Annotated in this window: 23 protein-coding genes; 9 read left to right on the top strand and 14 right to left on the bottom strand. The window is 60.7% G+C overall.

Annotated features, from left to right (window positions below):
* Positions 1-28: 28 nt before the first annotated feature.
* Positions 29-1,069, bottom strand: a complete 1,041-nt coding sequence (locus tag CQ002_RS10870; protein ID WP_069077956.1) for a DUF2066 domain-containing protein — start codon at positions 1,067-1,069, stop codon at positions 29-31.
* Positions 1,070-1,424: 355 nt separating this feature from the next.
* Here CQ002_RS10870 and purM point away from each other — a divergent pair, with 355 nt between their 5' ends.
* The 4 genes from purM to CQ002_RS10850 all read left to right on the top strand — a co-directional run bounded on the left by purM (position 1,425) and on the right by CQ002_RS10850 (position 4,418).
* Positions 1,425-2,483 carry a phosphoribosylformylglycinamidine cyclo-ligase gene (gene purM / locus CQ002_RS10865; RefSeq protein WP_034108048.1) on the top strand — a complete coding sequence of 353 codons (1,059 nt, stop codon included), beginning with the start codon at positions 1,425-1,427 and terminating at the stop codon, positions 2,481-2,483.
* Positions 2,483-3,133: a phosphoribosylglycinamide formyltransferase gene (gene purN / locus CQ002_RS10860; RefSeq protein WP_034108050.1), complete on the top strand. Its 651-nt coding sequence runs from the start codon at positions 2,483-2,485 to the stop codon at positions 3,131-3,133. The genes purM and purN overlap by 1 nt, the downstream gene beginning before the upstream one ends.
* An 8-nt stretch (positions 3,134-3,141) precedes the next feature.
* A complete protein-coding gene (locus CQ002_RS10855; RefSeq protein ID WP_034108052.1) occupies positions 3,142-3,855 on the top strand; it encodes a DUF3108 domain-containing protein in 714 nt (237 codons plus the stop codon).
* Positions 3,856-4,229: 374 nt separating this feature from the next.
* The gene (locus CQ002_RS10850) at positions 4,230-4,418 is read left to right on the top strand and encodes a hypothetical protein (protein WP_010208657.1); all 189 of its coding nucleotides are present in this window, start codon (positions 4,230-4,232) and stop codon (positions 4,416-4,418) included.
* Positions 4,419-4,516: 98 nt separating this feature from the next.
* On the opposite strand, the gene CQ002_RS10845 is transcribed toward CQ002_RS10850, so the two are convergent.
* The 7 genes from CQ002_RS10845 to CQ002_RS10815 all read right to left on the bottom strand — a co-directional run bounded on the left by CQ002_RS10845 (position 4,517) and on the right by CQ002_RS10815 (position 12,422).
* The gene (locus CQ002_RS10845; RefSeq protein ID WP_025855811.1) at positions 4,517-5,062 is read right to left on the bottom strand and encodes a DUF2058 domain-containing protein; all 546 of its coding nucleotides are present in this window, start codon (positions 5,060-5,062) and stop codon (positions 4,517-4,519) included.
* A 25-nt stretch (positions 5,063-5,087) separates the two neighbouring features.
* On the bottom strand, positions 5,088-5,921 hold the full coding sequence (mazG, locus tag CQ002_RS10840; protein WP_105162664.1) for a nucleoside triphosphate pyrophosphohydrolase: 834 nt from the start codon (positions 5,919-5,921) through the stop codon (positions 5,088-5,090).
* Positions 5,922-6,062: 141 nt separating this feature from the next.
* Positions 6,063-8,306, bottom strand: a complete 2,244-nt coding sequence (relA, locus tag CQ002_RS10835; RefSeq protein ID WP_034108057.1) for a GTP diphosphokinase — start codon at positions 8,304-8,306, stop codon at positions 6,063-6,065.
* 138 nt (positions 8,307-8,444) lie between these two features.
* Positions 8,445-9,797 (bottom strand): 23S rRNA (uracil(1939)-C(5))-methyltransferase RlmD, encoded by a 1,353-nt coding sequence (rlmD, locus tag CQ002_RS10830; protein WP_105162665.1) that lies wholly within the window; start codon positions 9,795-9,797, stop codon positions 8,445-8,447.
* The gene (gene cysM / locus CQ002_RS10825; protein ID WP_025855807.1) at positions 9,797-10,699 is read right to left on the bottom strand and encodes a cysteine synthase CysM; all 903 of its coding nucleotides are present in this window, start codon (positions 10,697-10,699) and stop codon (positions 9,797-9,799) included. Before cysM ends, rlmD begins: the two co-directional genes overlap by 1 nt.
* A gap of 216 nt (positions 10,700-10,915) precedes the next feature.
* Positions 10,916-11,521, bottom strand: coding sequence for a tRNA-uridine aminocarboxypropyltransferase (locus CQ002_RS10820; protein ID WP_034108061.1), 606 nt, complete (start codon positions 11,519-11,521; stop codon positions 10,916-10,918).
* Between the two features lie 7 nt (positions 11,522-11,528).
* Positions 11,529-12,422, bottom strand: a complete 894-nt coding sequence (locus CQ002_RS10815; protein ID WP_034108063.1) for a LysR family transcriptional regulator — start codon at positions 12,420-12,422, stop codon at positions 11,529-11,531.
* Positions 12,423-12,668: 246 nt separating this feature from the next.
* On the opposite strand from CQ002_RS10815, the gene speB reads away from it, so the two are divergent.
* From speB to CQ002_RS10795, 4 genes are read left to right on the top strand one after another with little or no spacing between them, the layout of a single operon-like run.
* Positions 12,669-13,619 carry an agmatinase gene (gene speB, locus CQ002_RS10810; protein ID WP_034108065.1) on the top strand — a complete coding sequence of 317 codons (951 nt, stop codon included), beginning with the start codon at positions 12,669-12,671 and terminating at the stop codon, positions 13,617-13,619.
* Positions 13,619-14,041 (top strand): nuclear transport factor 2 family protein, encoded by a 423-nt coding sequence (locus CQ002_RS10805; RefSeq protein ID WP_069077961.1) that lies wholly within the window; start codon positions 13,619-13,621, stop codon positions 14,039-14,041. The genes speB and CQ002_RS10805 overlap by 1 nt, the downstream gene beginning before the upstream one ends.
* 21 nt (positions 14,042-14,062) lie before the next feature.
* The gene (locus tag CQ002_RS10800) at positions 14,063-15,574 is read left to right on the top strand and encodes a cytosine permease (RefSeq protein WP_034108069.1); all 1,512 of its coding nucleotides are present in this window, start codon (positions 14,063-14,065) and stop codon (positions 15,572-15,574) included.
* 34 nt (positions 15,575-15,608) lie between these two features.
* The gene (locus tag CQ002_RS10795) at positions 15,609-16,991 is read left to right on the top strand and encodes a sodium:solute symporter (RefSeq protein WP_034108071.1); all 1,383 of its coding nucleotides are present in this window, start codon (positions 15,609-15,611) and stop codon (positions 16,989-16,991) included.
* A gap of 64 nt (positions 16,992-17,055) precedes the next feature.
* Here CQ002_RS10795 and CQ002_RS10790 read toward each other — a convergent pair whose 3' ends face one another.
* The 5 genes from CQ002_RS10790 to CQ002_RS10775 form a co-directional block, all read right to left on the bottom strand.
* Positions 17,056-18,624: an NAD(P)-dependent oxidoreductase gene (locus tag CQ002_RS10790; protein ID WP_105162666.1), complete on the bottom strand. Its 1,569-nt coding sequence runs from the start codon at positions 18,622-18,624 to the stop codon at positions 17,056-17,058.
* Positions 18,625-18,826: 202 nt separating this feature from the next.
* Positions 18,827-19,204 (bottom strand): hypothetical protein, encoded by a 378-nt coding sequence (locus CQ002_RS10785; protein ID WP_034108075.1) that lies wholly within the window; start codon positions 19,202-19,204, stop codon positions 18,827-18,829.
* Complete coding sequence (locus CQ002_RS10780) at positions 19,201-19,803, bottom strand: peptidoglycan recognition family protein (RefSeq protein ID WP_105162667.1); 603 nt, start codon at positions 19,801-19,803, stop codon at positions 19,201-19,203. The genes CQ002_RS10785 and CQ002_RS10780 overlap by 4 nt, the downstream gene beginning before the upstream one ends.
* A gap of 232 nt (positions 19,804-20,035) precedes the next feature.
* On the bottom strand, positions 20,036-20,158 hold the full coding sequence (locus CQ002_RS28535) for a PA1414 family protein (RefSeq protein WP_003193089.1): 123 nt from the start codon (positions 20,156-20,158) through the stop codon (positions 20,036-20,038).
* A gap of 142 nt (positions 20,159-20,300) precedes the next feature.
* Complete coding sequence (locus CQ002_RS10775) at positions 20,301-21,194, bottom strand: LysR family transcriptional regulator (protein ID WP_105162668.1); 894 nt, start codon at positions 21,192-21,194, stop codon at positions 20,301-20,303.
* Positions 21,195-21,297: 103 nt separating this feature from the next.
* On the opposite strand from CQ002_RS10775, the gene CQ002_RS10770 reads away from it, so the two are divergent.
* Complete coding sequence (locus tag CQ002_RS10770; protein WP_105162669.1) at positions 21,298-22,506, top strand: MFS transporter; 1,209 nt, start codon at positions 21,298-21,300, stop codon at positions 22,504-22,506.
* Here the strand turns inward: CQ002_RS10770 and CQ002_RS10765 are convergent.
* Complete coding sequence (locus tag CQ002_RS10765) at positions 22,418-23,860, bottom strand: NCS1 family nucleobase:cation symporter-1 (RefSeq protein ID WP_034108085.1); 1,443 nt, start codon at positions 23,858-23,860, stop codon at positions 22,418-22,420. The two genes, CQ002_RS10770 and CQ002_RS10765, sit on opposite strands and share 89 nt — an antisense overlap.
* Between the last annotated feature and the right edge of the window lie 120 nt (positions 23,861-23,980).

The raw sequence follows: 23,980 nt of genomic DNA, 5'->3' as shown, positions 1-23,980 counted from the left end.
CACTCCATCTATATAAAGAAGAAAACTTCTACCAACGAAAACGCAGTTGTGCCTGAGGTTCTGGTGCAGCCGCCGGCTGGGCACCCTCTGTCACCGGTTGCTGTACCGGCGCCTCACCCGCAGGTATTTCCTGCAGCTTGGCCAGGCTCAACTGCGTGCGCAACTGGTCGGCACTGCCGTTGACGCGATACACGATGCGACTGCCATCCACGAGCTGCGGCTGAGCGCCAAAAGGCTCGAGCAGATGACCCAGCGCGGCATAGCGCTCCAGGGTCATTCCCTGCACTTCCAGCAATTGTTCGGTGCTTACCCCAGGCTTGACCGCAAAGCGCGGTGCCAGTTTTTGGCTGACCGCCAGCATCACCGCATCGGCCACGGCGCCGGTGTCGGCTCCCTGGGCCGTGCCCTGCTCGCTCTTGTCGCCCAACCACAGACGCCATTTGGCTTGCCATTGACTGCCTTCCTGGCGCGCATGCACGGCCAGCAAGGCGTCGGCGCCGTAACGCTCGGAAGCCGCGCGCAGCGGCGTGGCGTCGGCACTTTCCAGGTTAGGCGCGGTGGCGACCACCTGCTCATCCAGATCGCCCAACGGTAGACGCAACGGCAAGCCACGGTGCTGCGCCGCACGGCGCAGCGCCTGGGCCACGGTCTGGCCATCGCCCACCAGGCTGCTGCCTTCGGTAGAGTCGTTCAGCCACCAGCCGAGAATCGATGGCCGGTTGCTGCCCCAGATCGACAGGCCGGCATCACGCAGGGCGCGATCAGTGCTTACCGGGTCGAAATCCACTTGCAGGCTTTCCGGCGGACCGGCGTCGTAGCCATATTGGCTGATGATTTGTTGCGGGTCTTTGCGAACGGCCGCCAGGCCTGGGCCATCGGCAGCCTTGGCGTCGCCGGTCAGGCGGATCACCAGGGTCTGCACGGCACGCTGTGTGGCCTGGTCTCGCTCTTGCGGCGATTGGCTGCTGACGGGTTCGAGTACTTGATAAAGGCCATTGAGTGTTTCGGCATGACTCGCCAGGCTGACCAACGACAAGCAGCCTACAAAGAAGAATTTACACAGACGCATGGAAGATTCCCGAACGACAAATTTAGCGGCTGGAACAGACCGCGTGAACTCGGTTTGGCAAGGCTGTGACCACAACCACCGATAAAACATTCACAGGGTCTTGGCAGTTTTTGTACTGTCATAACGATAGCGGGTTAAAGGCTATACCTTAATACGCGCCAAAGCAGAGCCGATTAGCATTTTTTTAACCGGCTTTTTTTGCCTATATGGCCCTGCCCGTCGGCCCGAGGATGGCCGCTGCCCCTCAAGCCTGATAAAATCGCGCGCCTTCGCAGACCGTCAACGGCTGGGCCTTTTACCCAAAGCGCCTGCCCGCTCGGTCGTTACCCCTGAATCCCCCCTAAAGGCCTGGATCATGAGCAAGCAACCCTCCCTGAGCTACAAGGACGCCGGTGTAGACATCGACGCCGGTGAAGCATTGGTCGAACGCATCAAGAGCGTCGCCAAGCGCACTGCGCGCCCCGAAGTCATGGGCGGCCTGGGCGGTTTTGGCGCCCTCTGCGAAATCCCGGCCGGCTACAAGCAGCCTGTGCTGGTGTCCGGCACCGACGGCGTGGGCACCAAGCTGCGCCTGGCACTGAACCTGAACAAGCACGACACCATCGGCATCGACCTGGTTGCCATGTGCGTCAACGACCTGGTGGTGTGCGGCGCCGAGCCGCTGTTCTTCCTCGACTACTACGCCACTGGCAAGCTGAACGTGGACACCGCTGCACAAGTGGTCACCGGCATCGGCGCTGGCTGCGAACTGTCGGGTTGCTCCCTGGTCGGCGGCGAAACCGCTGAAATGCCAGGCATGTACGAAGGCGAAGACTACGACCTGGCCGGCTTCTGCGTCGGCGTCGTGGAAAAAGCCGAGATCATCGACGGCTCCAAGGTTGCCGCCGGTGACGCCCTGCTGGCCCTGCCGTCGTCCGGCCCGCACTCCAACGGTTACTCGCTGATCCGCAAGATCATCGAAGTGTCCGGCGCCGAGATCGAAAACACCCAGCTCGACGGCAAGCCGCTGACCGACCTGCTGATGGCCCCGACCCGCATCTACGTCAAGCCACTGCTCAAGCTGATCAAGGACACTGGCGCGGTCAAGGCCATGGCCCACATCACTGGCGGCGGCCTGCTGGACAACATCCCGCGCGTTCTGCCAAAAGGCGCCCAGGCAATCGTCGACGTGGCCAGCTGGCAGCGTCCTGCGGTATTCGACTGGCTGCAAGAGAAAGGCAACGTCGATGAAACCGAAATGCACCGCGTGCTGAACTGCGGCGTGGGCATGGTCATCTGCGTGGCTCAAGAGCATGTTGAAAGCGCGCTGAACGTACTGCGTGAAGCCGGCGAACAGCCTTGGGTCATCGGCCAGATCGCCACTGCCCCGGAAGGCGCAGCTCAGGTTGAGCTAAAGAATCTCAAGGCTCACTGATGTCGCAGACCTGTAATGTCGTGGTGCTGCTTTCCGGCACCGGCAGTAACTTGCAGGCCTTGATCGACAGCACGCGCACCGGCGACAGCCCGGTGCGCATCGCTGCGGTGATCTCCAACCGCAGCGACGCCTACGGCCTGCAACGCGCCAGGGACGCAGGTATCGACACCCGCTCCCTGGATCACAAAGCGTTCGACGGCCGTGAAGCCTTCGACAGCGCCTTGATTGAACTGATCGACGCCTTCAAGCCCCAACTCGTCGTACTCGCCGGTTTCATGCGCATCCTCAGCGCTGATTTCGTGCGGCATTACGAAGGGCGCCTGCTGAATATCCACCCTTCCCTGCTGCCCAAGTACAAAGGCATGCACACGCACCAGCGTGCGCTTGATGCTGGCGACAGCGAGCACGGCTGCAGCGTGCACTTTGTCACCGAGGAACTCGATGGCGGGCCTCTGGTCGTACAGGCAGTGGTTCCGGTAGAGTCTGACGACTCGGCGCAGAGCCTTGCGCAACGGGTTCATGCCCAGGAACACAGGATTTACCCGCTGGCTGTTCGCTGGTTTGCCGAGGGGCGGTTGATTCTTGGTGACCAGGGTGCATTATTGGACGGTCAGTTACTCGCGGCCAGCGGCCACTTGATTCGAACCTAGGAGATTTTATGCGTCGCGCCCTGCTCTTCGCTTTTGCGCTGTTCGCCTTGCCTGCCGTGCAGGCAGCAGACCTTCACCCTTTCTCCGTAAGCTACACCGCCGACTGGAAACAGTTGCCCATGAGCGGCTCGGCTGAGCGCAGCCTGGCCAAGAACGGCGACGGCACCTGGACCTTGAACTTCAAGGCTTCCATGATGATCGCCAGCCTGACCGAAACCAGCGTGATCCAGTTTGACAAAGACGCCCTGCAACCGAAGAGCTACACCTTCGAACGCGGCGGCCTGGGCAAGGCGAAGAAGATCAACCTGGACTTCGACCAAGCTACCAAGAAAGTCACCGGCTTCGAAAACAAAGATCCGGTCAACGTGGCCCTGCAAAGCGGCATGCTCGACAAGTCGACCTACCAGTTGGCCCTGCAGCGAGATGTGGCTGCCGGCAAGAAAAGCATGAGCTACAACGTGGTTGAAGGCACCGACGTCGACACCTACGACTTCCGCGTGATCGGCCCGGAAAAGGTCCAGACCAAGGTCGGCTCCATCGATGCGATCAAGGTTGAGCGCGTGCGTGACCCGACACAAAGCAAGCGCATCACCCAGATGTGGTTTGCCAAGGACCAGGGCGGCATCCTGGTTGCCCTGCGCCAGGTCGAAACCGACGGCAAGGAATACAACATCATGCTGCAGGACGGTACTGTTGACGGCAAGGCTGTCAAAGGTAGCTGATCGGTAGATGGGACAAAGAGCCTCGCAGATGCGGGGCTTTTTTTCGCCTGGAGGTTTTGTGTTGAAGCGTCGACCGCTATCGCAGGCAAGCCAGCTCCCACATTTTGAACTGCATTCCAAAGGTGGGAGCTGGCTTGCCTGCGATAGCGGCGGCCCAGTCAATACAAGGCTGAAGCCTTACACCAACATGAAACTTTTGTCATAAAACTCAGCACCCTGCGACGCAATGTCACGGTTTACGCGGCCTGCGGCACTGTTGCGTTTTGTGCAATGAATTGTTGCGTGCAAAATCGGTTTACTTAGCAAGCTAACAAAACATATAACAAAGGCCTGCGACGACTTGCCGCAGATCCACCAGAGATTGGAGCAAGCAGATGACTGTAAAAGTAACTGAACGCGACGACGAACATATGTCCCACGAAGCACTGGGCCATGGGATTCATATCTGGGATGTACACCAACAAGACCTGTTGGTCGGCATGTTTCACAACGAGAGCGACGCTCATAATTATAAAAACGAGCTCGAAGCCCTTGAGATGAGACGCCAGGCGCAAGGCTCCTGAGACTCTGAAATCGCGCAGGCGTCCAGCCCCACACAGCAGCTGGACCGCCTGCAAACAAAAACCCCGCCTTTTGAGCGGGGTTTTTCGTTGCTACAGCCTTACCACATCAGATCATCGGGGATCTGGTAGGCGGCGTATGGATCATCCTCATCCGGCACTTGGCTTTCAGTGAGGATATTAAGCTGCACGATACGCTCCGGTGCGCGCTCCTGGATCTTCAGTGCCGCTTCGCGCGGGATCACCTCATAGCCGCCCCCATGGTGCACGATCGCCAGGGAGCCGTTGCTCAGCTTGTTGCGCATCAACGTGTTGACCGACAGGCGCTTGACCTTCTTGTCATCCACGAAGTTGTAGTAGTCCTCGGTGGTCAGCTTGGGCAGGCGCGAGGTTTCGATCAGCTGCTTGACCTGGGCAGCGCGGGCCTTGGCCTCGGCTTTTTCCTGCTGCTGGCGGTTCAGTTCCTGGTCGCGCTTGACCTTCTCGGCCTGCGCCTCGGCAGCCAGGCGGGCCTGGGTGTCATCGGCCTCGATCTGGCCTTTGTGGACCAGGCGCTGCTGCTTCTGTTTCTCTTTGCCGACCTGCTTGGCCTGCTTTTGGTTGACCAGACCTGCTTTGAGCAACTGGTCGCGAAGGGAAAGGCTCATGGTGCTTACTCACTTAGGCAACTGCTCAACCGCAGCTGGACACATTCTTTTCCTGACGTTTGGCTTCGCCCCACAGGGCGTCCAACGTTTCGAGGGTGCAATCTTCTATGGATTGGTGCGTATCGCGCAATGCTTGTTCGATAAATCGAAAACGTCGTTCGAACTTGGCATTGGCGCCACGCAGCGCGGATTCCGGGTCGACCTTGAGGTGACGCGCCAGGTTGACCGCTGCGAACAGCAGGTCGCCAACCTCATCGGCAATCGCCACCGGGTCGTTGTCAGCCATGGCTTCGAGCACTTCATCCAGCTCTTCGCGCACGTTGTCCACCACCGGTAAGGCGCAGGGCCAATCGAAGCCGACCTGGCCGGCGCGCTTCTGCAATTTGGCGGCACGGGACAGGGACGGCAAGGCGGTGGGCACATCATCCAGCAGGGAAAGCTGCTCGGGGGCGTCGGACTTCTCCGCGCGCTCCTCGGCCTTGATCTGCTCCCAGCGCTCCTTGACCTGCTCTTCGCTCAGTTGCGGGACATCCAATGGTGCATACAGGTCGCCGGTAGGGAATACATGGGGATGGCGACGGATCAGCTTGCGGGTAATGCTGTCGACCACCCCGGCAAATTCGAAGCGCCCTTCTTCCCGCGCCAGCTGGCTGTAATACACCACCTGGAATAGCAGGTCGCCCAACTCGCCTTGCAGGTGATCGAAGTCGCCGCGCTCGATGGCGTCGGCGACTTCATAGGCTTCTTCCAGGGTGTGCGGGACGATGGTGGCATAGGTTTGCTTGAGGTCCCACGGACACCCGTATTGTGGGTCCCGCAGGCGGTTCATCAGGTGCAGCAGGTCTTCAAGTGAATACATCAGTCAATCTCTGCGCTTATTTCGAGCATGCTGAAGGTCAAATGTGGAAACTGGCTTGCCTGCGATGCGGGCGCCTCGGTAGGTCGGGCAGACCGAGTCGATGCTATCGCAGGCAAGCCAGCTCCCACCTTCTGAACCGCATCATGGGGTGCGATTGCGCCGCGTCTCGATGATGTTCGGCAACTGGGAAATCCGCCCCAGCAACCGTCCCAAGGCGTCCAACCCCGGAATCTCGATGGTCAGGGACATCAACGCGGTGTTGTCCTCTTTATTCGAGCGGGTGTTGACTGCCAGCACGTTGATCCGCTCATTGAGCAGCACTTGCGACACGTCACGCAACAAACCGGAACGGTCGTAGGCACGGATCACGATGTCCACCGGGTAGGTAAGCACCGGCACCGGGCCCCAACTGACCTGGATGATGCGCTCCGGCTCGCGACCGCCCAGTTGCAGGACCGAGGCGCAATCCTGGCGGTGAATGCTCACGCCGCGGCCCTGGGTGATGTAGCCGACGATGGCGTCGCCCGGCAACGGTTGGCAGCAGCCAGCCATTTGCGTCATCAGGTTGCCTACGCCCTGGATCTGGATATCGCCGCGCTTGCCCGGCTTGTAGCCGGTGGCCTTGCGAGGGATCAGCTCCAGCTGTTCGCTGCCGCGTTCCGGCTCGACCAGTTGTTGGGCCAGGTTGACCAGTTGCGCCAGGCGCAGGTCGCCGGCACCGAGCGCGGCGAACATGTCTTCGGCGATCTTCATGTTGGCTTTTTCGGCCAACTTGTCGAAGTCCACTTGGGGCAGGCCCAGGCGCGCCAGTTCGCGCTCGAGCAAGGTTTTACCGGCGGCAACGTTCTGGTCGCGTGCCTGCAGTTTGAACCAGTGGACGATCTTCGCCCGCGCCCGCGATGTAGTGATATAGCCAAGGTTCGGGTTCAGCCAGTCGCGGCTCGGCGTACCGTGCTTGCTGGTGATGATCTCGACCTGTTCACCGGTCTGCAGGCTGTAGTTGAGCGGCACGATGCGCCCGTTGATCTTGGCGCCCCGGCAGTTGTGACCGATCTCGGTGTGTACGCGGTAGGCAAAATCCAGCGGCGTGGCACCTTTCGGCAAGTCGATGGCATGACCGTCCGGGGTGAAGATATAGACCCGGTCCGGCTCGATATCCACGCGCAACTGTTCGGCCAGGCCGCCGATATCGCCGAGTTCTTCGTGCCATTCCAGCACTTGGCGCAGCCAGGAGATTTTCTCTTCGTACTGGTTGGAGCCGGCCTTGACGTCAGTGCCCTTGTAGCGCCAGTGCGCGCACACGCCCAACTCGGCCTCTTCGTGCATGGCGTGGGTGCGGATCTGCACTTCCAACACCTTGCCCTCGGGCCCGATCACCGCCGTGTGCAGCGAGCGATAGCCGTTTTCCTTGGGGTTGGCGATGTAGTCGTCAAATTCCTTGGGGATATGCCGCCACAGGGTGTGGACGATACCGAGTGCGGTGTAGCAGTCGCGCATTTCCGGCACCAGCACGCGTACGGCACGCACATCGTAGATCTGGCTGAAGGCCAGGCCCTTGCGCTGCATTTTGCGCCAGATGGAATAAATGTGCTTGGCACGGCCGCTGATGTCGGCTTCGACGCCGGTGGCCTGCAACTCCGAGCGCAGCTGATTCATCACGTCGGCGATAAAGCGCTCGCGGTCGAGTCGCCGCTCGTGCAGCAGTGTGGCGATCTGTTTGTATTGATCGGGCTCGAGGTAACGGAAGGACAAGTCCTCCAGTTCCCACTTGATATGGCCGATACCCAAGCGGTGCGCCAGCGGGGCGTAGATATCAAAGACTTCGCGGGCGACGCGGTTGCGTTTCTCGTCGTCGGCGGTTTTCACCGCACGGATCGCGCAGGTACGCTCGGCCAGCTTGATCAGGGCGACGCGTACGTCGTCGACCATCGCCACCAGCATCTTGCGCAGGTTCTCGACCTGGCCCTGGGTCCCCAGCACCATGGACTGGCGCGGGCTCAGGCTGGCGCTGATCGCGGCCATGCGCAGCACGCCATCGATCAGCTTCGCCACCACTGCGCCAAAACGCTGGCTGACGGTGGGCAACGGAATATGCCCTTCACGCACGCCGCGATAGAGCACGGCGGCGATCAGCGAATCCTGGTCCAGCTTGAGGTCCGCGAGGATCTCGGCGATCTCCAACCCGGTGCGAAAGCTTGAAGTGCCTTCGGCCCACAGGTTCTTGGCCGCATTGTCTTGCTGCTCAGACTCACGAGCGAACTCGCAGGCTGCTTTCAAGGCTTCACGGTCCAGTGCCGGGTCGACACTGATGGCATGATCCAGCCATGCCTCGAGATTGATACTGCCGTCGGTGTTGATCGGCTGGTGTGCTCTCACCTGTACCATCTTGCTTACCTTCCCTACGACGCACCTTGGATGCGTCAAAAATCATCGCTGACCTGCTTTACCGTAGCAAAGCTTACACACACTCCCTGGCAGGTCACGGCCTTGGAGAATGCAGGCCAGTCGGATTAAACGGGCATCCTAGCCCGCTTCAAATAACGCCATCGCCTCGACATGCGCGGTTTGCGGAAACATGTCGAGGATTCCGGCACGTTTTAGCCGGTAGCCTTGCTTGACCAACTCAACCGTGTCCCGCGCCAGCGTGGCCGGGTTGCAGGACACATACACCAGACGCTTGGCCCCAAGGGTCGCGAGCTTGCGCACAACCTCCAGGGCACCATCGCGAGGTGGGTCCAAGAGTACCGCAGAAAAGCCCTGTTTGGCCCATTCCGCGTCAGTCAAAGGCTGGGACAAATCGGCCTGAAAAAACTGCGCATTATGCAAATTGTTGCTGGCGGCGTTGCCGGCCGCCCTGTCCACCATGGTCTGTACACCTTCCACGGCCACCACTTCGCGCACCTGGCGAGCCAGCGGCAAGGCGAAATTGCCCAAGCCGCAAAACAGGTCCAGCACCCGTTCATCGGGTTGTGGCGCGAGCCACTCCAGCGCCTGGGCGACCATCGCCGCGTTGACCCCGGCGTTGACTTGCACGAAATCTCCCGGCCGGTAGGCCAGTTCCAGATCCCATGCATCCAGGCGGAAGCCGAGGGCCTGGCTTGGCTCGACAGGTTCCGGCTGTCCCTCGCCATGCAGCCACAGTTGCGCGTCATGGAAGGTGCAAAATTCTTTCAAAATGTGCACGTCCGCTTCCGACAGCGCCGCCATGTGCCGCAGCAACACGGCGGTGGACGTACCACTGAACAACTCCACATGCCCGAGCGCCTGGGGCTTGCTCAAGCGACGCAGCATGTTGGGCAGGCGCTGCATGATCGGTTGCAAGGGCTGTACCAGCACCGGGCAATCGTCGATCGCGACGATGTCCTGGCTGGCCACGGCGCGGAAACCGACTTGCAGGTGCTTGGCCTTGGCATCCCAACGCACCGCCACACGGGCGCGGCGACGGTAGCCGAACTCCGGCCCACTCAACGGCGCGGCCCACTCTTGCGGTTCGACACCCGCCACACGGGACAGTTGCTCGGCGAGCATGCGCTGTTTGAGGGCAAGTTGTTCGGCATGGGGCAAGTGCTGCACGCTGCAACCACCGCAACGGCCAAAGTGCGCGCAGGGTGCCGGGCGACGCAGTTCGCTGGCCGTGAACACGCGCTCGGTGCGGGCCTCGACGATTTTGCCGTGGGTGCCCAGCACCCGCGCTTCCACGTCTTCGCCGGCCAGCGCGCCATTCACAAACCAGGTGCGGCCCTCAAAGAACACAATGCCGCGCCCGTCATTGGCCAGGCGCTCGATGACCAGGCGTTGTTTCTTGCCCACGGGAATCTGCGGGGCTCGGCTGCCGCCGGTCGGTTGGAAGCGCAAGCCTCTCTCGTGCTTGGCCATCAGTTGGGCGCGTCGAAGATGCCGGTCGACAGGTAACGGTCGCCTCGGTCACAGATGATCGCGACGATCACCGCGTTTTCCACCTCTTTGGACAAGCGCAACATACCGGCCACGGCGCCACCGGAGGACACGCCGCAGAAGATGCCTTCTTCACGGGCCAGGCGGCGAGTGGTGTCTTCGGCTTCACGCTGGGCCATGTCGATGATGCGATCCACGCGCGTGGCGTTGTAGATCTTCGGCAGATACTCTTCGGGCCAGCGGCGGATGCCCGGGATGGCCGCGCCTTCCATCGGTTGCAGGCCAACGATCTGGATCGCCGGGTTCTGCTCCTTGAGGTAGCGCGAGTTGCCCATGATGGTACCGGTGGTGCCCATGGAGCTGACGAAATGGGTAATGGTGCCCTGGGTCTGGCGCCAGATTTCCGGACCAGTGGTGGTGTAGTGCGCCTCGGGGTTGTCACCGTTGGCGAACTGGTCCAGCACCTGACCACGGCCTTCGGCGGCCATGCGCTCGGCGAGGTCGCGTGCGCCCTCCATGCCTTCTTCCTGGGTCACCAGCACCAGCTCTGCGCCATAGGCGGTCATCGCTGCCTTGCGCTCGGCGCTGCCGTTGTCAGGCATGATCAGCACCATCTTGTAGCCCTTGATCGCCGCGGCCATGGCCAGCGCGATCCCGGTGTTACCCGACGTGGCTTCGATCAGGGTGTCGCCGGGCTTGATCTGCCCACGCAACTCGGCGCGGGTAATCATCGACAGCGCCGGGCGGTCTTTTACCGAACCGGCCGGGTTGTTCCCTTCGAGCTTGAGCAACAGGGTATTGCTGGTTTCACCCGCCATGCGTTGCAAGCGGACCAGGGGTGTATTGCCGACGCAATCGGCGATTGTAGGGTACTGCAAGGTCATGGCGTATTCGCAATCCAGACTGCGGGGGCGAACATCATACCGGGAAAGCCTGGCGCGCCATATCACGCAAAGTGCGGTGCTTATGGCTTAAAGGAATAAGCAGGGACTGTGTCCACTGGGAGGACGCTATCGCAGGCGAGCCAGTTCCCACAGAGATCGTGGGATCAACCTGGAATCTGCGAAGCGGCCCCATCCATGCAGGCGCTGGCTTGCCTGCTACTGCATCTGTCCGTCGCCATGATTCTTGCGAAATATCTCGTGCCCCATCGCTGCAATCTGCCCCTCGATCAATGCATCGAAAGGTTTGAGCAACGGCTCGAATGAAGTCGGCGCTTCCAACACCTGCAATGCCTGCACAATCGCCTCCACGGTCGACAGCGCACCCGGACCAGGCGCCTTGCGCAGCCGATAGCGGGACACGGCGCCCTCTGCCACTGTCACTCGGGGCAACGCCGCCAGCAATGGATTGAGGTGCAACAGTTTGCGCGCCTTGCGCCAAGTACCATCAGGCACTACCAGTAACAAGGGTTGATCCCCCGGTACGTAGGCCTGCAGCGGCTGCGCATCGTCCGCCGGAAACAGCAGGCGCGCCTGATAACCGGGCGGGTTCAACAAGGTTGGCAGATCATCGAATACCTCACCCACCACGCACTGCGCATTCTTCAAGCCCAGCGCCGCCAGCCGCGCGGTATTCAGGGCGTGGTTGACCTCGCTCGGGTGCTGCAACAGCAACACCCGCGTGCGGCTATCGAGGCTGGGGATCAGCGCGCACAAGCAATGGGCAGTGGGCCGCAGGCAGCGGGGGCATCGGGGTCTGGACATGGTGTTTTCAGGCCTGGTTGAGCTGGGTTTTGAGCAAGTCGCGGAAGGTCTGGATCAGTGGTTCACGGCTACGGCCACGCCGCATGATCATCGAGAACGGCGCCTGGTAGCCAAAGGTCGCCGGTAGTAATACGCGCAAATCCCCCTTGTCGGCCCAGGCCTGGGCGTAATGTTCGGGCAGGTAGCCGATATAGGCGCCGGACAGCACCAGGATCAACTGTGCCTCCATACTTTCCACCGTCGCGGCGCTGTGCTTGAAACCGTGGCGCGCCAACTCGGCCTGGCTCCAGTAGCCGCGACCGACCATGCGTTGCTGGGTGATCACCTGTTCGGGGATTCGCCGCTCGTTGAACAGCGGGTGCCGGGTACTGCAATACAGCCAGTGCTGTTCGCGGTAGAGCGGCATGTAGATCAACCCGCTCATGCGATTGGAAAAGGCGCCGATGGCCAAGTCCAGGCGATTGTCCTGCACACCGAGTTGCAGCTCATAGGGACTCATCACCGACAAATGCAAGTGCACCGCCGGGTGCTCAAGGCTGTAGGCACCGATGACTTCGGCGAACGGCAGGGCTTTGTCGCTGACCGTCGAGTCGAGCACACCGAGCTTGAGCGTGCCGCGCAACTCGCCTTTCAACGCCGCAGCGTATTGCTCGAAGCCTTCCAGCTCACCCAGTAACCGCAGGGTTTCCTGATGGAACAGCTCGCCCTTGCTCGTCAGGCTGAAGCCGCCCCGGCCGCGATGGCACAGCACCAGGCCCAACGCCGACTCCAGCTGGCTCATATAAGTGCTGATGGCCGAGGTGGACAGGTTGAGTTCGTGCTGGGCATTGGCAAACCCCTGGTGGCGCACAACGCTGACGAAGATGCGCAGGAGTTTCAGGTCGGGCAAGGCGTTGGCCATGGGTTCTCCAGAAACACACAAAAACCGGTGGGAGCGGGCTTGCTCGCGAATGCGGTGGATCAGTGGAGCTATCTGTGGCTGACACACCGTATTCGCGAGCAAGCCCGCTCCCACCTTTGAACCGAGTTTACCTCACGCATTAGTTTAGAAAAATCTGAACTAAGTATTTGCCCCTGCCGATTCTTTCGTTTCCACGTATTTCGCAGAATCGGCCCCTAATAAACAAAACAACGATGAGGCACTCCCGTGGACAAGATTTTTCACCAACCACTGGGCGGCAACGAAATGCCGCGCTTTGCCGGCATCGCCACCATGATGCGTCTTCCCCACCTGCAAACGGCCAAGGGCCTGGATGCCGCCTTTGTCGGCGTGCCTCTGGACATCGGCACTTCGCTGCGCGCCGGCACCCGTTTCGGGCCGCGTGAAATCCGCGCCGAATCCGTGATGATCCGCCCCTACAACATGGCCACAGGCGCCGCACCGTTCGATTCACTGTCGGTTGCGGACATCGGTGACGTGGCGATCAACACCTTCAACCTGCTGGACGCCGTGCGCATCATCGAAGAAGCCTACGATGACATCCTCGAGCACGACGTGATCCCGCTGACCCTGGGCGGCGACCACACCATCACCCTGCCGATCCTGCGGGCGATCCACAAGAAGCACGGCAAGGTCGGGCTGGTGCACATCGATGCCCACGCCGATGTGAACGACCATATGTTCGGCGAGAAAATCGCCCACGGCACCACCTTCCGCCGCGCCGTGGAAGAAGGCCTGCTCGATTGTGACCGCGTGGTACAGATCGGCCTGCGCGCCCAGGGCTACACCGCCGAAGACTTCAACTGGAGCCGCAAGCAGGGTTTCCGTGTGGTCCAGGCTGAAGAATGCTGGCACCACTCGCTCGCGCCGCTGATGGCCGAAGTGCGGGAAAAAGTCGGCGGCGGCCCGGTGTACCTGAGCTTTGACATCGATGGCATCGACCCGGCCTGGGCACCCGGCACCGGCACCCCGGAAATCGGCGGGCTGACCACCATCCAGGCAATCGAGATCATCCGTGGCTGCCAGGGCCTCGACCTGATTGGTTGCGATCTGGTAGAAGTTTCGCCGCCCTATGACACCACCGGCAACACCTCGTTGCTGGGTGCCAACCTGCTGTACGAAATGCTCTGCGTACTGCCTGGCGTGGCGCACCGCTGATGAGCACGCACCAAGTGCTGCAAGCCGCCGCCGACCTGGTGGCGGCCTTCGCCCGCAATGACCGCGCCGCCTACTTCGGCGCGTTCACGGTCGACGCCAGCTTTGTGTTCTACACCCTCCCCCAGCCGCTGCTCAGTCGCGATGCCTACCAGGCGTTGTGGGACAGCTGGCGCCGGGACGAGGGGTTCGAGGTGCTGTCATGCACATCGAGCAACGCCGTTGTCAGCCTGCAGGGTGACGTGGCGATATTTATTCATGACGTGGCCACCGAGCTGCGCATGAACGGGGAGCAATTCAATAGCCAGGAACGCGAGACCATTGTCTTCAAACGGCAAGGACTTGGCGCAGAACAACAAGAAGGCCTGTGGCTGGCCTGTCACGAACATTTGTCCGCTATGCCGGAAGGGCTGCCGCCCCATTAGCCAATGTGATCGGAGCTGATCATGAATAATAAAAACAACGATAAACGTATTCGCAAGATAGAAACCAACGGGGTCGAACAGATCCCGGACGATGAACGTACCGCCGGCCCCAAGGATCTGTTCCGCCTGATCTTCGGCGGTGCCAACACCTTTGCCACCGCCGTGCTGGGCTCCTTCCCCGTGCTGTTCGGCCTCTCATTCCAGGCCGGCGCCTGGGCGATTGTGCTGGGCGTGCTGGTGGGTGCGCTGATCCTGGCGCCCATGGGCCTGTTCGGGCCGATCAATGGCACCAACAACGCCGTGTCTTCCGGTGCGCATTTTGGCGTGCACGGGCGGATCGTCGGCTCGTTTCTCTCGCTGCTGACCGCCATTGCGTTCTTCTCACTGTCGGTGTGGAGTTCGGGCGACGCACTGGTCGGCGGTGCGAAGCGCCTGGTTGGCCTGCCGGAAACCGACTTGACCCTGGGCCTGGCCTACGGTGTGTTCGCAATTCTGGTACTGACCGTGTGCATCTACGGCTTTCGCTTCATGCTGTGGGTCAACCGCATTGCGGTGTGGGCGGCGAGCCTGCTGTTCTTGCTGGGCATCTTCGCCTTCGCGCCGGCTTTCGACAGCCACTTCGCCGGCACGGTGGGCCTGGGCCAGACCGGTTTCTGGGCCGCCTTCATCGGCGCCGCGCTGGTGGCCATGAGCAACCCGATTTCCTTCGGTGCGTTCCTCGGCGACTGGTCGCGCTACATCCCGCGTGAAACGCCAAAAATGCGCATCATGCTGGCAGTGGTCCTGGCGCAAATCGCTACCTTGATCCCCTTCCTGTTCGGCCTGGCCACCGCGACCATCGTGGCGATCAAGGCGCCGGACTACATCGCGGCCAATAACTATGTTGGCGGTTTGCTCGCAGTGGCGCCGACCTGGTTCTTCCTGCCGGTGTGCCTGATCGCGGTGATCGGCGGCATGTCCACCGGCACCACCTCGCTGTATGGCACGGGCCTGGACATGTCCAGCGTGTTCCCGCGGCTGCTGTCGCGGGTCAAGGCCACCTTGCTGATCGGGGTGATGTCGATTGCCTTCATCTTTATCGGACGTTTCGCCGCCAACCTGGTGCAGAGCGTGTCGACCTTCGCCGTGCTGATCATCACCTGCACCACGCCGTGGATGGTGATGATGATCATCGGCCTGATCGTGCGCCGCGGCTTCTACTGCCCGGATGACCTGCAGGTGTTCACCCGCGGTGAAACCGGTGGCCGCTACTGGTTCAGCCATGGCTGGAACTGGCGTGGCCTGGGCGCGTGGATTCCGAGTGCGCTGGTGGGCCTGTGCTTCGTCAACCTGCCGGGGCAGTTCGTCGGGCCACTGGGCAACCTGGCCGACGGCATCGATATCAGCCTGCCGGTAACCCTGGGACTGGCCTCGGTGGTGTACCTGACCTTGCTTCGCGTGTTCCCGGAACCGGCGGCCGTATACGGGCCGACCGACCCCCGCAGCAAGCGCATGGATGCGCACGTTAAACCGGCGCTGCAACAGGCCGCCTGATCCCCATAAAAACGATAATCGGAGACTCGCCGTCATGGCTTTGGATTTATTCGTCGTACTCATCTACGCCGCCGGCATGCTCGTGCTCGGCTATTACGGCATGCGCCGCGCCAAGACCCACGAGGACTACTTGGTAGCCGGGCGCAACCTCGGCCCGTCGCTGTACATGGGCACTATGGCCGCCACGGTCTTGGGCGGCGCGTCCACCGTCGGCACCGTGCGCCTGGGCTACGTGCATGGCATCTCCGGCTTCTGGCTGTGTGCCGCGCTGGGCATGGGCATCATTGCGCTGAACCTGTTCCTGGCCAAGCCGCTGTTGAAGCTGAAGATCTTCACCGTGACCCAGGTCCTCGAAAAACGCTACAACCCCATGGCCCGACAGGCCAGCGCCGTGATCATGCTGGCCTACGCGCTGATGATCGGCGTGACCTCGATCCTGGCCATCGGGACCGTGCTGCAAGTGCTGTTCGGCCTGCCGTTCTGGATCTCGGTATTGCTCGGCGGTGGTGTCGTGGTGGTGTACTCGACCATTGGCGGCATGTGGTCGCTGACCCTGACCGATATCGTGCAGTTCGTGATCAAGACCGTCGGCCTGATGTTCATCCTGCTGCCGATCTGCCTGTACCGCGTTGGCGGCTGGGACGAGCTGGTGGCCAAGCTGCCCGCGTCGAGCTTCAGCTTCACCGCGATCGGCTGGGACACGATCATCACCTACTTCATGATCTACTTCTTCGGCATCCTGATCGGCCAGGACATCTGGCAGCGGGTATTCACCGCGCGTGACGAAAAGGTCGCCAAGTATGCAGGCACGTTCGCCGGCTTCTACTGCATCCTCTACGGCCTGGCGTGTGCACTGATCGGCATGGCCGCGCACGTGCTGATCCCGGACCTGGATAACGTCAACAACGCATTCGCAGCCATTGTGAAAATGTCGCTGCCGGACGGCATCCGTGGCCTGGTGATCGCCGCTGCTCTCGCGGCGATGATGTCCACCGCCAGCGCCGGCCTCCTCGCCGCCTCCACCGTGCTGACCGAAGACCTGCTGCCGCGCCTGCGTGGCGGCAAACAGTCGAGCCTGGCCGTCAACCGCCTGTTCACGATGCTGACCGGTATTGCCGTGCTGGGGATCGCATTGGTGGTGAGCGACGTGATCAGCGCACTCACCCTGGCGTACAACCTGCTGGTGGGCGGTATGCTGATCCCGCTGATCGGCGCGATCTTCTGGAAACGCGCGACGACATCGGGTGCGATCACCTCCATGACCCTGGGCTTTGTGACGGCGCTGGTGTTTATGTTCAAGGATGGCTTGGATGCAAACACGCCGATCTACTACAGCCTGGCGATTGGCTTGGTGAGTTTTGTGCTGGTGAGCTTGCTGTCGCGCCGACCAGAGGGCGTGGCGGCTCGCGCGGCTTGAGAGCGCGCGGGGTTTAAAGCGGTTTCTTCAGCGGGCGCGACGTCGGAGGTCGTGCCCGTTTTTTTCATTGATACAGTGCCGAACTCGCAGCAGCTTTTGCCTGGATGATTTCCTGGACCAGGCAGGCCCAGATCAACCCAAGTGTTATGCACTCGGAATATGTTGCCCCGTCCACAATCAGGTTGGATGCGGCGCAATGGACTATCGAAATTCCATCCAGCGCCCCTCCCCCCTGCGCAGTGATCACGAACTGCTCCCTGCTCAGCTCTGCAATTTGCACCAGGCCCAGATGCTTGGGAGTGAATTCAACCCCAGACCGGAGCAACAGCGACGTAATCCCAGCCAGGAAACAGCTGGATTCCAGACCGTCTGCTGATGCATCAATCGAAGGATTGTCCGCCAGGAGCTTTTCAAACAGCTCGATGCCTACGCCGTTGAACTTGCCAGTCAAATACGGATTCGCGAGCAGTAGGTAATCGTCATGCTGCGCATTGGCAGTCGTCATCACAGCCCCTCGACCGACTCCATCGTTGGCCTGACTTCCCTCGTATACCGTGACCCGATAATTTGCCAGGCGGAACATCAAGGCTTGCAGCAGGCCGTTGATACCTCGACCGATGATGGAGACGCAGGGCGCATCGGCAAAGGCGTGCTGGGCGGGGATCATCAATGACTGCGCGCGCTTGCGCCTGACTATGCCGTGCAAGGCCTTCAAGCTCAACTGCACTGAAACGGCGCAATCTAGGTCGCACTGGCAAGCTTCGGTGGTGGCCGCGTGTGTAGTCAGCGTCGCGGGCTTACGCCAGGTGGAGACACTGCAACCGAGCGCTTGCGTGCGCATCCGAAATGCATCCAATGCCCCGGGCGCACAGTCCAGTACAAGCTGGGTGTGTTCGGCAATTGCCAGGGTCTGCAACGCGTCATCACTGAAGATATCCGGTTTGGAGACACAGACCAGGCGAGCGACTTTGTCCATACGCTGAATCAGGGCTCTCTCAATGCGATAAGCGGCGTCACCCTTCAGGGATAAGCAAAGGGCGACAGCACAGGCCCCCTCCAGCGCCTCGGACCAGTCCTCCACGAATGACACTCGACGGTTAATATTGCCCGCTGAACGGCCGTGTCTATCCACTACTTTGACCCGGACCTCCGGATCACGATCAAGTAAGCGTTTGACAAGCTCTTTACCCACATTGCCGTATCCCAGCACACAAATATCAGGAGGTAGGGAGCCATCGGCCCGCTTCAACCAGTGCGCGATATAGACAGCGACATGCGACGCTTCAACCCCTGGCGTGTTGCCGACGCGGATACCCTTGGACTCGCACAAATTCAGCCGTACGTTATCCAGGCTGTTGCCTCTGCGGATTAAATGGAGGTCCCCAAAAGGGTGGGATATTCGCCATTGCTCAATGACATCGGCATCGATGGCTTGGCCGCCGACAATCATCATCGATGGACGCAAGAGCCCGATCTGGATAAGCAGTGCCTGTTTGCCGATCGTCGGGGGAAGAAACACGACGTTATCGGGCGCCCGTGCCTTCCAACCCCTCGAGGCCGGTGCGATATGCAGAATATTGCCGGTTGTGGCGATAAGTGACGCGGCGACGGGCGGAACTGAAGAGAGCAACATAGATGTGTCTCCAACCGTTCTGACTGATGCCCCAAAAGGGGCGTTCAATCACGTTGGGGCGCTGTAAAAATGCGCTGGCGTTTTAACCTATGCGTATCTCTCGAATTGGATAAGCCAGCCAATTCTGACTGTCAGGTAGTCCAATTCCGACCATAAGACGCCAAAGCCTGACGGATAGATTCCTTGGGGTTGTTCCGCACCCTTACCGCGTTGACCTTCCAAACAAATCACCGCACGCCTTGCAGCCGAAAAAATACAGCTCGGTTGCCGGGCACTCGATCTCCCCTGTCGCGCCCGCCCTCACTCGCCAAATACAGGCCTTGCCGCGATATTTCAGCGTACCTTCCAGGTAACAAGGCGCCCAGTCGTACTCGTCATGCAGCGTGCGCCCATCAATAGGCTCAGCGCGCTTGAAGAAGGATGCGATCTCGCCCTCATCCAGCGCAACGTCACTGGGTCGACAGCGTTCGGGCTCGCCAGAGCGAAAATTCGATATGGAAATTTCGTCAATATCTGGAGGGGAAGCTGCGCACCCGGCGAGTATTACCCACACGCCAAACAACCATGGCCGCAGGCTCATTGCCACACCGCGCTGCTGGCTTCGCCTGGGTGTTTGTAGGCGATTTGCGGATGCGTGTAGACGTCTTCGGGGGTCAGGCCGAAATGACCATACAACTCTGCCACCAACCACTGCAGCGCTTGATTCTGCAGGGCAGTCACCTCTTCGTAACGGGCAGCATCCAGATGCTTGCCAACCAATTCAATCCCCAAGGAATCCGCGTTCATCGGGTATCGCTCAGGGTAGTCCTTGGTGCGCTCATAGCGGTCCAGCGCGCGAATCTGCAACGTCCAAGTGAGCGCTTGGATTGTCTGAATTTGCGCGGTGTCGCACTTGGCCTGATCAGTGGCCAGGCATTTGGAACGCAGGTAGCGACCCACGTGGTAACAGCGTTTTTTGAGGCTGGCCGTCTGGTAGATCACACCATTTTTCTCAATGAGAAAATGCGCCCCGCTTCCCTTGGTCAGGTAACCGTTGAAGGTGTGCTGGGCGGTTGGGGCGTCCGTCTGATGGACCACCAGCGCGCTCACGCCGCGCAAATCACCGTGTTCGATCGTTTGAAACCGACGGGGTTTGACCCTGTCGGACATCAACATTCCTTCGTTATCAATGCGCGACATTCCAATGCCCATTCATCCATGTGAAGGCGAAAATATAGAAGGACGAGCGGGAAAAGGGCACGGATGACGGAATAAGAAGAAGTCTCTGACAACGAGACGCGCAACGTCAGATAATTGCGGGCAGTACGAAATGAACAACGGCTGCACTCGAATAACAGGGAATGGAACACGCCCTGTTGAATGCCCCACGGTGCAGCGCCCGCGCGACGGGATCGCGTGAGCGCTTCACGACTTACCTGCGACGTGGGCGACGCTGCTCGTCATCTGTGCGAATAGGCACCGGCTGCAGCGGAGGCTCGATCAAGCCCAGTGCAACACCCAGATCATGGAGCCAGTTTTGAATTTTCTCTTTCATGGTTGCCCCCTTTGAGGGTAATGCTGGTAGGCGCAAGTTCTGTCGCCTTTTCCTACACTGATAGTAGCCCTAAGTCCTACGTATTGCTTGAACGAAACCACAACGAACTATTACTGAATTGATCCAAATCCTGACGGATCGTTCAAGCAATCGCTCGTGCGTCTTGCAGGACCTTGGCCTTGCCCCCTTGCTGCAGGTCGATCCATGCGTTGAGGTTAGCGCCGAGCATACCCTTTCGCCACATCAGCCAGGTTGTCGCAGTAGCAAAAGGCCCTGTCAGCGGATGAACGGACACACTGTCCTTGCCTGGCAGGCTGGCGAGCATGGATTCAGACATCAACGCCACCCCGGATCCAGCGATCACGCAGGCGAGCATGCCTTGATACGACTCGATCTCAATCGCCCGGCCCATGGCCACCCGCTCGTGGGAGAACCAGGTTTCCAGGCGTGTGCGGTAGGCGCAACTGCGACGGAAGGTGAACACCGAGCGGCCCGCCACGTCCTGCGGCCCGCGTACCGGCGGGTGATCGGCTTCGCAGATCAGCACCAGGCGTTCCTCGCACAGGGCTACGCCGTCCAGGGAGGCGACGGTGATGGGGCCGTCCACAAAGGCAGCATCCAGGCGACCGGTAATCAGGCCTTCGAGCAGCTCGCCGCTGGGTGCCGACTGCACCTGAAGGTTCACCATCGGATAAGCCTTGTGATAACCCGCCAGCAACTTCGGCAAATGAACCGCCGCCGTGCTGTACATGCTGCCCAGCACAAAGTCACCAGCCGGTTGCCCACCTTGTACGGCGCCGTGGGCTTCGTCGTGCAGGGCCAGCAGACGGGTGCTGTAGTCCAGCAACACTTTGCCCGCTGGAGAAAGCTGCAAGCGTTGGCGCTCGCGCACGAACAACTCGACCCCAAGTTGCTCCTCCATCTGTTTGAGCCGGGTCGACAGGTTCGACGGCACGCGGTGCAGGCGCTCGGCCGCACGGGTAATGGAGCCCTCTTCCGCCACGGCCTGGAAAATGCGCAATTGACTGAACTCCATACCTTTCTCCAAAACTGAACAAGTTACTCACTATTATTCAATTTTACAGAAAGTCAATCCGCTTTAGTCTGAAGGTATTCGTTTACCCGCAGGAAACTTGACCATGTCCCCTTTGATTCGCTTACTTGCCAGCTTTGTCGCCCTGATGATGGCGATGGGCATTGGCCGCTTCGCCCTCACGCCACAAATGCCGCATCTGCTCAGTGAGGGGCAGATCGACTTGACCGGCGCAGGCCTGATTGCTGCCGCCAATTACTTGGGCTATTTCGTGGGGGCAGTCGATTCGATCTTTGCGCGCAGCCATCACCACGTGCGCGGGCGCTTGTATGGCGGGCTGTGGTTGTGTGTGCTGCTGACGCTGGCGTCGTACTGGGCCCATGGGTTCTGGCCACATCTGTTGCTGCGCTTTGGTACCGGTGTCGCGAGTGCCTGGGCACTGGTGATGATCACCAGCCTGAGCCAGCCGCTGGCAATAGCTGCCGGGCGTCCGCGCCTGGGTGCGTTGGTATTCGCCGGGCCTGGACTGGGCATTCTGCTGACCGGGTTGCTGGCGCTGGGCTCCAACCTGTTGGGGCAACGCTCGGCAACCTTGTGGCTGGTGTACGGCGCGGTAGCGTTGGTGATGTTGCTGGCGATTTTGCCGTTCCTGCCCAAGCCGTCTGCCGCCGCCATCCCCGACGCCGGCCACTCAGCGGCGGGCAGTAATGCCAGCATCGCGCATTTGTGCTGGATCTACGTGTTGTACGGCCTGGGCTACATCATCCCGGCGACATTCTTGTCGCAGATGGCCAGCGCGCAATTCAGGGGCGCCTGGCAGGCTGACCTGTTCTGGCCGTGCTTTGGCCTGGCGGCCGCGATCGGCGTAGGGGTGGCGACCCTGCGTCGCAAGGATCCAGACACCACCCGCCGCTGGCTGATGACCACGCTGTGGCTGCAGGCGGCCGGCGTATTTGCCTGCCTGCTGGGCAATGGGTGGGGCCTGGCACTTGGGGTGTTGCTATGTGGCGGGCCGTTCCTGGCGTGCATGCAGTTGGTGATGGCACGCTTGCGGGACGTCGCCCCTCACGGCTATCAGCGCAGCACCGGGCTGCTGACCGCGAGCTTTGCCATCGGCCAATTGAGCGGTCCGCTGCTGGCGTCGGTCAGCAGCCACCTGAGCGGTGGCCTGCAACCGGCACTGGTAATCGCCGGCACAGGCTTGCTGGTGGCGGGCTCGGTGCTGGTCAGCCGGCAACCATTGGCGCAGGCACACGCACCTGCTCACGCCGCGCCAGCACCAGGAAAAACAGCCCACCCAGGAAGCACCCGGTAAACCAGGCAAAGTTGGCCATGCCCTGCAACGCCGGGGTGAAGGTGATCGCGACGCCCACCAGCGTCGCCGGCACCAGCGCCTTGACTGCCGTCCAGTTCACGCCGCCGTCGAAGTAGTAGCGCCCGCTTGGGCTGTCGTCAAACAGCGCATCCACGTCAATCTTCTGCTTTTTGATCAAGTAGAAATCCACCAGCAGAATCCCGAACAGCGGCCCGATGAAGGCTGCGAGGATATCCAGTGTGTAGTGAATCATCAGCGGGTTATTGAACAGGTTCCACGGGGTGATGAAGATCGATGCCACGGCAGCGATCATCCCGCCCGCGCGCCAACTGATTTTGCTCGGTGCGACGTTGGCGAAGTCAAACGCCGGGGAGACGAAGTTGGCGACGATATTGATGCCAATGGTCGCGGTGACGAAAGCAAAGGCGCCCAGCAGCACCGCCATGTTGTTATCGATGCGTGAAACCGTGGCGATCGGGTCATGAAGCATTTCACCAAACACCGGCAAGGTGCCCGAGACGATCACGACGGTCACCAGGGAAAATGCCAGGAAATTTACCGGCAGCCCCCAGAAGTTGCCGCGCCGCACGTCCTGCATGCTGCGGCAGTAGCGGCTGAAGTCGCCGAAATTCAGGGTCGGCCCGGAGAAATACGACACCACCAGCGCCGTCGCCACGATCACCTGGCCAAACGCCTGCCAGCCCGACAATGACTTCTCCGCCAGCGTAAAGCTGATATTCGACCAACCGGCCTTCCACACGATCCAGCCAGCCAGGGCAAACATTACCGCGTACACCACCGGCCCCGCCCAATCGATGAAACGGCGGATGGACTCCATGCCCGCCCAGAACACCGCCGCTTGCAAAAACCACAGGCTAAGGAAACCAAACCAGCCGAGGTAGGACAGGCCTGCAAAATGCGGCTCTGCGTAAACCGCCATCTGTGGGAAGAAACGCAGCACCACGATGATCAAGGCACTCGAAGCCAGATACGTCTGGATCCCATACCAGGCCACCGCAATCAAGCCGCGAATCACCGCCGGAATATTCGCGCCGAACACACCAAACGCCAGCCGGCAGATCACCGGATAAGGCACGGCGGCCTGCTGGCTCGGCTTGGCCACCAGATTGGCGATCAACTGCACGATACAGATACCCGCGAGCAAGGCGATCAAGACCTGCCAACTAGCCAGCCCCAGGGCGAACAGGCTGGCGGCAAACACGTAACCGCCGACGCTGTGCACGTCGCTCATCCAGAAAGCGAAAATGTTGTACCAGGTCCACTTCTGCGGCAGTGGCCCCAAGTCCTGGTTATACAGGCGCGGGCTATAGCCTTTGGGCAATTGTTCGGTCATCGCTGGGCTCCTCGAAATACCGGCCTGCGCTTCCGTTGCGGGGTGCATACGGGAGGCGGCATGGTTTGTATACGAGACAGTCAGCAGAATGCGTGCCAATTGAACCCAATCCCTCTGGTA

It is taken from the genome of Pseudomonas sp. MYb13 (assembly GCF_002980075.1).
In the GTDB taxonomy this organism is placed as follows: Bacteria; Pseudomonadota; Gammaproteobacteria; order Pseudomonadales; family Pseudomonadaceae; genus Aquipseudomonas; species Aquipseudomonas lurida.
The sequence above is the reverse complement of the archived record's forward strand: the minus strand, read 5'-3'. Positions and strand labels throughout refer to the sequence as shown.